This is a genomic window from Jeotgalibaca sp. PTS2502 (assembly GCF_001975685.1).
Lineage (GTDB): Bacteria > Bacillota > Bacilli > Lactobacillales > Aerococcaceae > Jeotgalibaca > Jeotgalibaca arthritidis.
On the sequence record NZ_CP019433.1, the window covers coordinates 197,994 to 210,904 of the forward strand.

14 protein-coding genes are annotated in these 12,911 nt (G+C 38.0%); 11 read left to right on the forward strand and 3 right to left on the reverse strand.

Going from position 1 to position 12,911, the window contains the following annotated elements; translation table 11 throughout:
* The first annotated feature begins 79 nt into the window (after positions 1-79).
* Both tsaE and BW721_RS00920 read left to right on the forward strand, forming a co-directional pair.
* Entirely contained in the window at positions 80-574 is a 495-nt protein-coding gene (gene tsaE, locus BW721_RS00915) for a tRNA (adenosine(37)-N6)-threonylcarbamoyltransferase complex ATPase subunit type 1 TsaE (protein ID WP_076765306.1), read from the forward strand.
* On the forward strand, positions 564-1,091 hold the full coding sequence (locus tag BW721_RS00920) for a GNAT family N-acetyltransferase (RefSeq protein WP_076765308.1): 528 nt from the start codon (positions 564-566) through the stop codon (positions 1,089-1,091). Before tsaE ends, BW721_RS00920 begins: the two co-directional genes overlap by 11 nt.
* A gap of 51 nt (positions 1,092-1,142) precedes the next feature.
* Here the strand turns inward: BW721_RS00920 and BW721_RS00925 are convergent, their stop codons facing one another.
* Entirely contained in the window at positions 1,143-1,394 is a 252-nt protein-coding gene (locus tag BW721_RS00925) for a hypothetical protein (protein WP_076765309.1), read from the reverse strand.
* A 255-nt stretch (positions 1,395-1,649) separates the two neighbouring features.
* On the opposite strand from BW721_RS00925, the gene murB reads away from it, so the two are divergent.
* The 7 genes from murB (at position 1,650) to BW721_RS00960 (ending at position 8,877) form a co-directional block, all read left to right on the forward strand.
* Positions 1,650-2,597 (forward strand): UDP-N-acetylmuramate dehydrogenase, encoded by a 948-nt coding sequence (gene murB / locus BW721_RS00930; RefSeq protein ID WP_076768610.1) that lies wholly within the window; start codon positions 1,650-1,652, stop codon positions 2,595-2,597.
* Between the two features lie 24 nt (positions 2,598-2,621).
* Positions 2,622-4,331 (forward strand): ABC transporter ATP-binding protein, encoded by a 1,710-nt coding sequence (locus BW721_RS00935; RefSeq protein WP_076765311.1) that lies wholly within the window; start codon positions 2,622-2,624, stop codon positions 4,329-4,331.
* Between the two features lie 152 nt (positions 4,332-4,483).
* On the forward strand, positions 4,484-5,026 hold the full coding sequence (locus BW721_RS00940; RefSeq protein ID WP_076765313.1) for a helix-turn-helix domain-containing protein: 543 nt from the start codon (positions 4,484-4,486) through the stop codon (positions 5,024-5,026).
* A gap of 26 nt (positions 5,027-5,052) precedes the next feature.
* Entirely contained in the window at positions 5,053-6,141 is a 1,089-nt protein-coding gene (locus BW721_RS00945; RefSeq protein WP_076765315.1) for an ABC transporter ATP-binding protein, read from the forward strand.
* 12 nt (positions 6,142-6,153) lie between these two features.
* Positions 6,154-6,984, forward strand: a complete 831-nt coding sequence (locus BW721_RS00950; protein WP_076765317.1) for an ABC transporter permease — start codon at positions 6,154-6,156, stop codon at positions 6,982-6,984.
* Entirely contained in the window at positions 6,968-7,807 is an 840-nt protein-coding gene (locus tag BW721_RS00955) for an ABC transporter permease (protein WP_076765319.1), read from the forward strand. The genes BW721_RS00950 and BW721_RS00955 overlap by 17 nt, the downstream gene beginning before the upstream one ends.
* Positions 7,807-8,877, forward strand: a complete 1,071-nt coding sequence (locus BW721_RS00960) for an ABC transporter substrate-binding protein (RefSeq protein WP_076765321.1) — start codon at positions 7,807-7,809, stop codon at positions 8,875-8,877. The genes BW721_RS00955 and BW721_RS00960 overlap by 1 nt, the downstream gene beginning before the upstream one ends.
* Before the next feature lie 240 nt (positions 8,878-9,117).
* Here BW721_RS00960 and sdaAA read toward each other — a convergent pair whose 3' ends face one another.
* Positions 9,118-10,005, reverse strand: coding sequence for an L-serine ammonia-lyase, iron-sulfur-dependent, subunit alpha (sdaAA, locus tag BW721_RS00965; protein WP_076765323.1), 888 nt, complete (start codon positions 10,003-10,005; stop codon positions 9,118-9,120).
* Positions 10,006-10,015: 10 nt separating this feature from the next.
* Positions 10,016-10,696, reverse strand: coding sequence for a serine dehydratase beta chain (locus BW721_RS00970; RefSeq protein ID WP_076765325.1), 681 nt, complete (start codon positions 10,694-10,696; stop codon positions 10,016-10,018).
* 171 nt (positions 10,697-10,867) lie between these two features.
* Between BW721_RS00970 and rpiA the strand changes: the two genes are divergently transcribed.
* Both rpiA and BW721_RS00980 read left to right on the forward strand, forming a co-directional pair.
* Entirely contained in the window at positions 10,868-11,545 is a 678-nt protein-coding gene (gene rpiA / locus BW721_RS00975) for a ribose-5-phosphate isomerase RpiA (protein WP_076765327.1), read from the forward strand.
* A 14-nt stretch (positions 11,546-11,559) separates the two neighbouring features.
* On the forward strand, positions 11,560-12,861 hold the full coding sequence (locus BW721_RS00980) for a pyrimidine-nucleoside phosphorylase (RefSeq protein WP_076765329.1): 1,302 nt from the start codon (positions 11,560-11,562) through the stop codon (positions 12,859-12,861).
* Positions 12,862-12,911 lie beyond the last annotated feature (50 nt).

Below are 12,911 nucleotides of genomic sequence, written 5' to 3' on the forward strand. Positions count from 1 at the left end.
CAGCTTTTTTGCTTGCTCATACACACTCCTGTTAAAATACGTTATAATAATAAAAAAGTAAAAGTGAGGTGCCCAATCGATGGCATTCAGTATAGATATAAGAAATGAAGAAGAGACGCTGCGACTGGGAGAACTGTTAGGTGAACTAGTGACCGCAAAAACAGTCGTTCTTTTAGAGGGCGACCTTGGAGCAGGTAAAACAACGTTCACCAAAGGACTAGCTAAAGGAATGGGAATTGAGCAAGTTATTAAAAGTCCAACCTATACCATTATTAGAGAGTATGGTAAGGGACGATTGCCGCTTTACCACCTCGACGTTTACCGTTTGGAAGAAGGCGGTGGCGAAGAGTTAGGACTAGAAGAATACTTTTATGGTGATGGAGTCAGTGTGATTGAATGGTCGACCTTTATTGAAGAGGAACTCCCTTCAGATTGGTTGAAGATAGCGATTACGCGTATCGGCGATTACTCACATGAACGCCACTTTGATATTAGTGCTAAAGGAACAACATATGAACAGCTATTGCTTCAATGGGAGCAAAGCTGGAAAGAGGGTCAAACCATTGGGAACTGAAAAATTAGAAATTACCATTCGTGAAGCAATTCCCAGCGATGCTGGTGAAATTATTGCCTTTAGTAAAAAAACAGGAAGCGAAACAGACTTCTTAACACACGGATCAGAAGGTTTGGAACTATCAGAAGCGTTTGAAGAAATGTATCTTGAAGGATTACTAGAGAAGGATAATGCTATTATGTTAGTTGCGACCATCAATGACCATGAAATTATTGGAATGGCATCGGTCGGATCAAATGATAAACCAAAAACACAACACGTTGGTGAAGTTGGTATTACGGTTGAAAAAGAGTTCTGGGGCTTTGGAATAGGTAGTACGTTAATGGAAGAAATTGAGATTTGGGCGCAAGAAAGTGGCGTTATCCGCCGTTTGGAGCTAACCGTTCATGCTGGTAATGAGCGAGCAATCGCACTTTATGAAAAAATGGGTTACCAAGTAGAAGGTAGGTTAGCGCGTGTGATGCAAATTAACGATGAATTTGTCGATGGCATCATGATGAGCTTACTGATTGATTAAAAAAACCGTTAGGAAGAATCACTTCTTAACGGTTTTATCTTTTTAGACCAATTAAAATAAAATAGTCAGTGCGTAATTTGAAAAGATAGACAGAACAAGGATATTGATCATCACAAATGCCCATTTAAAACGGTTGTCTTCGACGTTTAACCCAAAAATAACACCAACAACTGGGAAAAATAAGGCAAGCACAAGTGAAATGGTTGCAATACTGTCAGGATCTTTTGTTGAGAATAAATAAACAGGGTATAGAATGCTGAGTAAGGTAAATACGGTTGCGTTTTTTAATTTTTTATTAGACAAAGAAGCTCCTCCTTTACTATACCGAACTATTCTAGCATATTTTACAGTAAAATTCTGCTGGGAATAGAAATTTGTTGGTAAGGCTCTCTAAATAACTGGACAGTGGGCTAAATAATAGCTTATTATACAATTAATATATGTTACAATAAAAAGACATCAGTAGTTATTCTAAGAAATGATGTTAGTATTACTAAATATGTATGATGAAGAAATTTAATGTGAAGATTTAGTGAGGGGAAAAGATTGCAAGAAAAAATGACGTTGGCACAGAAGCTTAAACAGGAGTTTCCTACTGTCATCATTAAAGAGAACGAGCGTTTAGATGCTTATACCTATACAAAAACGGGAGGTCCAGTGGATGCGCTTGTTTTTCCAGTCTCTAAAGAGGATGTTCAAGCTGTTGTAACATGGACGAATACAAATCAAATACCACTGACTATTTTAGGGAATTCCAGCAATGTCATTATTCGTGATGGTGGCATTCGTGGCGTAGTCATGATTCTGACCGAATTAAATGGTATGCAAGTGAAAAAGAATCGCTTGATTGTCCAAAGTGGGGCAAGATTAATCGATGCTTCTAATCGTGCTCTTTACGAACAGCTATCTGGACTAGAATTTGCTTGTGGTATTCCAGGAAGCGTTGGTGGTGCGGTCTATATGAACGCAGGTGCATATGGTGGTGAAGTGAAAACTGTTATTGAAACCGTCGAAGTGATTACGCCAAGGGGCGAGATTAAAACATACAAAAATGAAGAACTAGATTTTAGCTACCGTCACAGTAAATTACAAGAAAGTGGCGAAATTGTTATTGAAACTATTTTTACTTTAGAAAAAGGTAACAAAGAAAAAATTGCTGAAAAAATGGCTGAATTAACAGAGTTGAGAACCTCTAAGCAACCTTTAGAATACCCATCCTGCGGGAGTGTCTTTAAGCGCCCAACTGGTTATTTCACTGGTAAACTGATTCAAGATGCTGGTTTACAAGGTAAAACATGGGGAGGCGCACAAATCTCAACGAAGCATGCAGGCTTTATTGTTAATGTTAACCATGCTTCTGCAACAGATTATATTGAATTAATTGCTCATATCCAAGAGGTTATTTGGAATGTTTATCATGTAAAATTAGAAACAGAAGTAAGAATAATTGGTGAAGACCCTGTTCCTGATTCAATTGATCATGCATCAGAAAGAATGTCTTCCTAAATACAGCAAAAGGAGGTGGCTTCGATGAAAAAACCACTTATTACGCTTCAAGATTTTACATTTACCTATTCCGATCAATCTGTACCGATTCTTAAAGAAATTAATGTCACGATATACGAAGGGGAAAAAATTCTTGTTATCGGACCAAGTGGTTCAGGGAAGTCCACCTTTGCACGATGTATTTCAGGTATTTTACCAAGTAAGGACCATGATGATTATACAGGTACTATTAGCTATGGCGATCAAATTGAGAATAAGCATATTTCTAATTTTTTGCCCAATGAACTAGCGATTAATATGGAAGATAGTAGTGAAGCAGTAAGAGAGAAAGAAAAAGAAATCTCTTCAGGCGTTTCATCTGCTAGCCAGCCGTTTCAAACCTATCTGCAGCAGAAAAAATTAGCAGGCATGAAGTGGTTCCTAAGTAAATCACCTTCTGTCCAGCAAAGCTTTAATCAGCTGACAGACAATCAATTTGAACAAATGAAGACAGCAGGGCTATTTATCGAAGATAAACCGCTGCTTATTTTTGACGAGCCATTAGCTAATCTTGACCCTAAATCGGGTGAAGCGACAATGGCATTTATTGATACGCTAGAGCAAGAGACGGATTCAACGGTTATGATTATTGAGCATCGCTTAGAAGATGCACTAGCTTATCCGATTGACCGCCTAATTCTTTTTTCAGAAGGGCGTATCATTGCCGATGGGAATCCATCGGATGTTTTAAAAACCGATATCTTAAGTGATATTGGTATTCGCGAACCCCTTTATATTACAGCTATGCGATATGCAGGCGTGAATTTGGAACATACGCATCATTTGGACAATGTTCATCAAGTGAATGGTCCGAATCTAAAAGAAGATATGGAACGCTGGCTATCTTATTTGCCTCAATTCCACTATCCCCCTAATGAGGATGTTCTTCTTGAAGTAGAAGATGTGAGTTTTAAGTATCCATGGAATAAACAAAATATTGTCGACCACATTAGTTTTAAAATTATGGAAGGTGAAATACTCAGTCTAATAGGCCCGAATGGGTCGGGTAAAACAACCTTAGTGAAGCTACTTTCAGGCCAAGAGCGGATTGCTTCTGGTAAATTAATTTGGAAGGGAGAGGAAATCACTGATTTGAACGCTGATAAGATGAAACATCTTGTCGGCTACGTCCCTCAAAACCCACTTGAAACAATTACTCAAGATAATATTGATGATGAATTATCATTTAGATTGCGTGATCAACAGTATTCAGAAGATGAAATTTACCGCCGTGTGGAAAAAGTGATTGAAGTATGTAGCTTACAATATATTCGTCAGTTACCGATGAGAGCCTTAAGTTTTGGGCAACTTAGACGTGTAGCGATTGCATCGGTCTTAGCACTCAGTCCTAAGATGATTATTGTGGATGAACCCACAGCTGGTCAGGACTTTATGCGCTATACAGAAATTTTAAACTTCTTGCAATCCATTCATTTACAAGGTGTTACCGTATTATTAGTAACTCATGATATTCATTTGATGTTGGAATATACTAAACGTGCATTAGTTATATCCGAAGGGAAGGTTTTAGCTGATGCCAGTCCGGTTTATATTTTGGCAAGCCCAGAGATTATTGAAAACTCCTCACTGAAAGAAACGAGTTTATATACATTCTCTAAACACATTGGTATGAATGACCCTTATGTGTTTACAGAAAAATTCATTCACTACGACCGAGTTGCTCGGTTATTCTAATCAAATCAAGCAAACCAAAACAAGTTGATACTCGTTTTGGTTTTTTTTGTTGTTAAGGCTTGTATTCTTTGAAAATACGATTATAATTTTACTCGTGCCTAAACTTAAAGATTAGTATTAGTAAACTAATAAACGGGAAAAGAGGGTTTACCTTGGAAATCGGTAAGAAGTTAAAACAGTTACGACTTCAAAAAAATCTAACACAAGAAGAATTAGGTGAGCGTACTGATCTAACGAAAGGGTATATTTCTCAATTAGAAAATAATTTAAGCTCCCCATCAATGGAAACATTTTTCGATGTGTTGGAAGTACTAGGAACGACGCCGAAAGAATTCTTTGATTCTGATAAGGAAGGTCAGTCAGTGGTTTATAGTAAGAATGATGTGACCGTTTTTGAAGATGATGAGAAGGGCTATGCGATGACATGGTTAATTTCTGATTCAAATGATAAAGAAATGGAGCCGGTTATGATAACATTAAAGGAGAAAGGTGAATTTAAACAATTTCCACCGTCTCTATCAGAGACCTTTGGCTATGTTTTGGCTGGAACAGTTGAATTAGTTATCGGTGATCAGCATTATCAAGTGAAAAAGGGGCAGTCTTTTTATTATGAGGCAACAGAGTCTCACCATATTTGTAACGCATCTAAACAGACAACTAAAGTTCTTTTAGTTGTAACAGATTCATATTTATAAACTTTTAGAAAGCGCAGGTGTAGTAAATGACAAATAATATCAACATCGTCTTTGAAGGTGTTAATAAATCATATGATGACGACGTCGTCTTACACGACATTGATTTTGAAATTGAAAAAGGGAAGTTTTATACCCTATTAGGGCCATCTGGCTGTGGTAAAACAACCATTTTACGTTTAATTGCAGGTTTTACTGAAGCAACAAATGGGACAATTAAGATTAATGGTGAGCGTGTGAATGACGTACCGCCTAATAAACGTAAGGTCAATACAGTATTTCAAGATTATGCTCTTTTCCCGCATATGAATGTATTTGACAACATTGCTTTTGGTTTATCTTTGAAAAAATTATCAAAAGCAGATATTCAACAAAAAGTAAAAGATGCTTTGAAAATGGTTCAATTGTCAGGTTATGAAAATCGTGAAATTCGTGAAATGTCTGGTGGACAGCAGCAGCGTGTTGCCATTGCGCGTGCGATTGTTAACGAGCCTGAAGTGTTATTATTAGACGAACCATTGTCAGCACTTGACCTGAAATTACGAACTGATATGCAATACGAATTACGTGAACTCCAACGTCGTTTGGGCATTACCTTTATTTTCGTTACGCACGATCAGGAAGAAGCATTGGCGATGAGTGATTGGATTTTTGTTATGGATAAAGGGAAAATTGTCCAAAGTGGAACGCCAGTAGATATTTACGATGAGCCAATTAACCGCTTTGTTGCAGACTTTATTGGTGAAAGTAACATTGTTGCTGGAACAATGGTAGAAGACTACAAAGTTAAGATTGTCGGTAAAGAATTTGAATGTGCGGATGCAGGGATTACTGCTGGAGAGCGTATTGAAATCGTTATTCGTCCAGAAGATTTGGAACTGACATCGGTAGAAAAAGGTAAAATTGTTATCAATGTTGATAGTCAACTCTTTAGAGGGGTTCACTATGAAATCGTTGGTTATGATAAAGATGGTAATGAATGGATGGTTCATTCCACTAAGAAAGCTCAAATCGGACAAGATGTCGGTCTTTACTTTGAGCCGCAAGACATTCACGTTATGCGCTTAGGTGAAACAGAAGAAGAGTTTGATGCTCGACTTGAAAGCTACGAAGCATAGGGGGGAGCATAGATGACAAAAACTTCAAAAGGATGGTTCTCCGTACCTTATATTGTATGGCTAGTGCTGTTCGTTATTGCACCAATGTTATTGATTTTATACCAATCATTTTTTGATATTTCAGGGCAGTTTACACTGGACAATTATGCCACCTATTTTCAATCAGGCAACTATTTGGCAATGACATTAAATTCATTTTTCTATGCTTTTTTAATTACGCTGATTACGTTTTTAATTAGTTATCCAACGGCTTTATTTTTAAGTCGTACGAAACATAAACAAATATGGTTATCCTTAATCATTTTACCAACATGGATTAACCTATTACTAAAAGCTTATGCGTTTATTGGGATTTTCAGCCAAAGTGGTACGGTTAATAATTTCCTTGGCTTTATGGGAATCGGACCTTACCAAATTTTATTTACGGACTTTAGCTTCCTATTTGTAGCAGCTTATATTGAATTACCATTTATGATTTTACCTATTTTCAACTCTATCCAAGAGATTAATCCATCACTCGAAATGGCGAGTTATGACTTAGGAGCGACACGTTGGGAAACGATTAAACGCGTGATTTTTCCATTAAGCTTAAGAGGAGTTAGAAGTGGGGTACAAGCAGTCTTTATTCCATCACTATCACTCTTCATGTTGACTCGTTTAATCGGTGGTAACCGAGTGATTACACTAGGAACAGCAGTTGAACAACATTTCTTAGTGACTCAAAACTGGGGGATGGGATCAACTATTGGTGTCATCTTAATTATTTCCATGTTTATCATTATGCGATTAACAGGTGAAAAGAATAGAAAGCGAGGCGTAAAACAAAGTGAAAGTATTAAGTAACTCAAAATGGAATAACTTATTTTTAGTAGCCGTATTCCTTGTTTTATACTTGCCCATTTTCTATTTAATTTTCTACTCTTTTAATGAGGGTGGAACAATGAATGAATTTACAGGTTTTACTTGGGAACACTACCAAGCTGTATTTGAAGACAAACGATTAATTGGGATTGTTTTAAACACCTTATTAGTTGCGTTATTGTCATCTTTATTAGCGACTATTATCGGGACATTTGGTGCCATTTATATTTACTACACTAAAAAGAGACAGACAAGACAAGCTTTATTGAGCTTAAATAATATTTTGATGGTATCTCCAGACGTCATTATTGGTGCCAGCTTATTGATTTTATTTACAATTGTTGGCTTTTCACTCGGTTTTACGTCTGTTCTATTGGCTCATGTTGCCTTTTCTATTCCGATTGTTGTTTTAATGGTATTGCCAAAACTCTATGAGATGAAAGATTCAATGATTAGCGCAGCCCAAGATTTAGGTGCCAATTCATGGCAAGTGCTTACCCGCATTTTGTTACCGTCAATTACACCAGGTATTTTAAGTGGCTTCTTTATGGCCTTTACATACTCGTTAGATGACTTTGCGGTAACGTTCTTTGTAACAGGGAATGGCTTTAGTACGTTAGCTGTTGAGATTTACTCAAGAGCTCGTCGAGGCGTTAGTTTAGAAATTAATGCCCTGAGTGCGTTGATGTTTATCTTTACCTTATTACTTGTATTAGGCTATAACGTTATCCAACTTTCTGGACAAAAGAAAAAAGAAAAAGAAATAAAAGCAATGACTTTTAGCCAAAGCGAGGTGATCAATTAATGAAGCGATTGGTTATTAGCATGGGGACGATTTTACTGGTTTGTTTAGGCCTAGCTTTTGGGATTGATTACTTAAACCGATCACAAGGCTTTACAGGTGATAACACGCTAACAATCTACAACTGGGGCGATTATATTGAACCAGAACTCATTAGTCAGTTTGAAGAAGAAACAGGCTATAAAGTGTCTTATGAGACCTTTGATTCGAATGAGGCCATGTATACGAAGATTAACCAAGGTGGAACATCGTATGATATTGCGGTACCATCTGAGTATATGATTGATAAGATGATTGAAGAAGACATGTTGTTGGAACTTGATCACGCTAAAATCGATGGGCTAGAGAACATTGGTGACCGTTTCTTAGATTTAAGTTTTGATGAGGGGAACCGTTACTCTATTCCTTATTTCTGGGGGACATTAGGCATTGTTTATAATGACAAATTTATTGATCAAGCACCTGAATCGTGGAACGATTTATGGAATGAAGAATACCGTCATAAATTAATGCTCATTGATGGCGCCCGTGAAATCATGGGTCTAGGTTTACAAAATCAGGGCTATTCGTTGAACGAGAAGGACCCTGAAATTTTAGAAAGTATTGCTGAATACTTAAAAGAATTGACACCTAATGTGAAGGCGATTGTAGCTGACGAAATCAAAATGTATATGATTCAAGAAGAAGCAGCAATTGCGGTAACCTTTTCTGGTGAGGCAAGTGAAATGCTATGGGAAAATGAAAACCTTCATTATGTGATTCCAGAAGAAGGAACAAACTTGTGGTTTGATAACATTGTTATTCCAAAAACAGCACGTAACATTGAAGGTGCATATGCCTTCATCAACTTTATGCTCGATCCAGAAAATGCTGCAGTTAATGCTGACTATGTTGGCTATTCAACACCAAACGAGGCAGCTTTGTCATTAATGGATCCAGAAGTTGTTGAAGACGAAAACTTTTATCCCTCAGATGAAGATGTCGCTCATATGGAAGTTTACGAAAACTTAGGCGCTGAGTTATTAGGTATTTACAATGACTTGTTCCTAGAAGTGAAAATGTTTAGAAATTAAAAAAATGAGTGTGAAAAAAATAGGAGCCCGGAAAAATTCCGGCTCCTATTTTTATTATGCTTTTTCAACTGCGTCTGCTTTTGTATGGATGGCAAACAAAATTTGTCTCGCGATCGGTTGAAGTGAACTGTGTCCTAGTCTAATCCATGATCCATTATACGCAATAATTTAATGCGAAAATTATCCTATCACATAAATAAAACGATTAATAACAATGTCGCTAATTATTTTCAAAAACACTTAAATCTTAATTTCAGTTCCAAAAATCTGCATTTTCAGTTTCATACCTTCTCGAGTAGCAGCTAATCCACCTAGACCAGTTTCTCTTAATGATGGTGGAAGGCTTTTGCCAACTCGTCTCATGGCATCAATAACATCATCCGCAGGGATTTTATTGGTTAAACCAGCCAGTCCCATATCAGCACATAATAAAGCGTTAGCAGCACCGATAGCATTGCGTTTCACACAAGGAATTTCTACAAGACCAGCAACGGGATCGCAAACAAGACCGAGTAAGTTGCTAATAGCCATCGCAAAGGCTTCCGAAGCTTCGTTCGGGCTACCACCAGCAATTTCTACAGCAGCAGCTGCAGCCATTCCTGAGGCACTCCCAACTTCTGCTTGGCAACCGCCAGCAGCCCCTGAAATCATCGCTTGGTTAGCAACTACCATCCCGAATCCACTCGCACAAAATAACATCTGTACCATTTGATCTTCGCTTAATTCTAGCTTATCTTTTATTCCAAACATGACACCGGGTAGAGTACCTGATGAACCAGCTGTTGGGGTGGCGCAAATGATACCTAGAGAGGCATTCACTTCGTTTGTCGCAATGGCATTTTCAACGGCTAAGAGCAGGTCATTGCCAGAAAGTGTCTTGCCTTTTTGGCGGTAACGTTGGAGTTTCACTGCCTCGCCACCAGTTAGACCAGTTGGTGAAAACACACCGTCTCCTGTTAGTCCTTTTTCAACTGCATCTTTCATGACACGATAGTTACGGCGCATTTGCTCCCAAATTTCTTCTCGAGAGCGATGCGATGTAGCCATCTCTTGTTGAACCATTAATTCAGAAATAGGCAGCTGTTTGAGTTGTGCATCTGCGACTAAGGCTTCAATAGATTGATACATGCTTGTTCTCCTAACTTATTAAAATGGCTTCCTCTACAAAAACAAGGTCGTTAATGTTTGTCATCATCTGACTTGATGGAGCGGTCTCCATATACAGAACAACCCATTCAACCTCATTTTCTTGAAAAATACGAATGTCTGATAGCGTGTAATTATAATGGTCGAAGAAGGCGTACCAGTCATCCATTGTATACAAATCATTATGGAGATTATTTTGTTTAATAAAATATAAGGGCAAATAGCCATCAATGGTCATGTTAATCTGATCAAGCTCCACTTCATTCAATTGGATTGAGCCACCACCTATGGAACAACCCGTAGCTGAAATTCGTCTGTCTTCTCGTTCTAAAATCATGGTCGCTGTATTAGGATGACCAACTGGAGAAGGTCCTTTCTCTTCAATAAACTGGACATCAATGTATTGCGACTCTGCCATCTTTAATGAGTGCGGGAGCATAGGATCTTCTGTTGATAGACCGAGAATCCCACCTAATATTGCAAAATCCGTCCCATGTCCTAAGTGTGTTTCAGCAAAGGATTCATAGTAGTGTATGGTTACTTTTTTAGCTCGTAATTGAAATAATTGAGACGCTGCTTTACCGAGCGTCAATGCTCCGGCTGTGTGTGAGCTTGAAGGACCTACCATGATTGGTCCGATAATATCAAAAATACTGCGAAATGTATCCGCCATGAGGTCACCTCTTTCTGCATAAGACACAGTCATTATAGCAGAAAAAAAAGTGGATTTAATGAATCTATTATCATGGATAAACTCATCAATCTCTCATGTTGTTTAACTCTAAAAAGAATGATGGCTATGCTATAATAAAATCAATAATAATCATGGAGGAATAGGTGGCATATGGAACTCAAAAAAGCAGTTGGTATTAAAGCAGCAGACTATATAGAAAGCGGTATGATTGTTGGTTTGGGAACAGGCTCAACAGCTTACTATTTTGTTGAAGAAATTGGTAGACGAATGAAGGAAGAAGGACTTGATATTGTAGCTGTAACAACTTCCATTCGAACAAAAGAACAGGCTGAAGGTTTGGGTATTCCATTGAAGAGCGTTGATGAAGTAGCATCAATTGATGTAACCGTTGATGGCGCAGATGAAATCAGTGATGATTTCCAAGGAATTAAAGGTGGCGGTGCCGCTCATCTGTATGAAAAAATTGTTGCCAACCACTCTAAAAAAGTGATTTGGATTGTGGATGACAGTAAAATGGTTGAAAAATTAGGTCAATTCCCACTTCCCATTGAAGTTGTAAAATACGGCTCACAACAAGTATTCAATCGTTTTGAAACGAAAGGTTACAAGCCAACATTTCGTAAACATGATGATGGCAGCCTTTATTTAACGGATGAAGAAAACTATATTATTGATCTTCACCTTGGACAAATTGAAAATCCTGCTACCTTAGCGATCGAATTAGACGGTATGACAGGTGTTGTCGAACACGGCCTCTTTATTGATTGTGTAAATACAGTTTTAATTGGTTCGGTAGATGGTGTCACCGTTAAAGAAGCAAATCGATAGGAGGAATAGCAGATATGAGAATGGTTGATTTAATTATTAAAAAGCAAGAAGGAAAAGAACTAACAAAGGAAGAAATTCGCTTTTTAATTGAAGGTTATACAGATGGTTCTGTTCCCGATTATCAAATGAGTGCATTCGCAATGGCTGTTTATTTTCAAGATATGACGGACCGCGAGCGTGTGGAATTCACAATGGCAATCGCTGAATCAGGTGACCAAATTGACTTATCAGAAATCAATGGCATTAAAGTTGATAAACACTCAACCGGTGGTGTTGGCGATACAACAACCCTTGTCTTAGCGCCGTTAGTCGCAAGTTTAGGCGTACCAGTTGCTAAAATGAGTGGACGTGGTTTAGGTCATACTGGTGGAACGCTTGATAAATTAGAATCTATTCCAGGATTTAAAATTGAAATTTCTGAAGAAAATTTTATCGAACTTGTTAATAAAAATAAAGTGGCTGTTATTGGTCAATCTGGCGATCTGTGTCCAGCTGATAAAAAACTGTATGCCTTGCGTGATGTAACAGGAACGGTTAATTCATTACCATTAATCGCAGGATCAATCATGAGTAAGAAAATTGCAGCTGGTGCTGATGCCATTGTTCTCGACGTTAAAGTTGGGGCAGGTGCCTTTATGAAAACCATTGAAGATGCTGAAGAATTAGCCCATGCAATGGTAGCAATTGGAAACCTAGCAGGTCGTAATACGATGGCAATTATTTCAGATATGAGCCAACCATTAGGCTATGCTGTAGGAAACACCCTTGAAATCGAAGAGGCTATTGAAACATTAAAAGGCCAAGGCCCTGCTGATTTGGAGGAGCTATGTTTAGAATTAGGTGCTCAAATGGTTTATTTGGGTGAAAAAGCGAATAGCTTGGAAGAGGCACGAGCGTTGCTAAAAGAAAAACTTCATAATGGCGAAGCACTTGAGAAGTTTAAGGAATTTATTGCTGCTCAGCATGGTAACGCAGAAGTCGTTAACGACTACAGCTTGATGCCGCAGGCGAAAGATAAAAAAGAGGTTTACGCCGAAGAAAGTGGTTACGTCGCTGAAATTAATGCCGATGCGATTGGTGTTGCAGCTATGTCACTAGGTGCTGGCCGCGCAACTAAGGAATCTGAAATTGATTTGTCAGCAGGCTTAATGCTGCATAAAAAAGTAGGCGAAAAAGTTGCTAAAGGTGATCTTCTAGTGACACTATATGCTAACGATAAAGACTTCTCAGAAGCAGAATCGCTAGTTCATCAAGCCTACAAATTTTCATCAACATCAGTTGAACCAACATTGATTCATGAAACAATCACAGAATAATTAGTCGGAAAAGTCGGAACGTTTATAGTGGACCCAAAAAGTTAGACTAA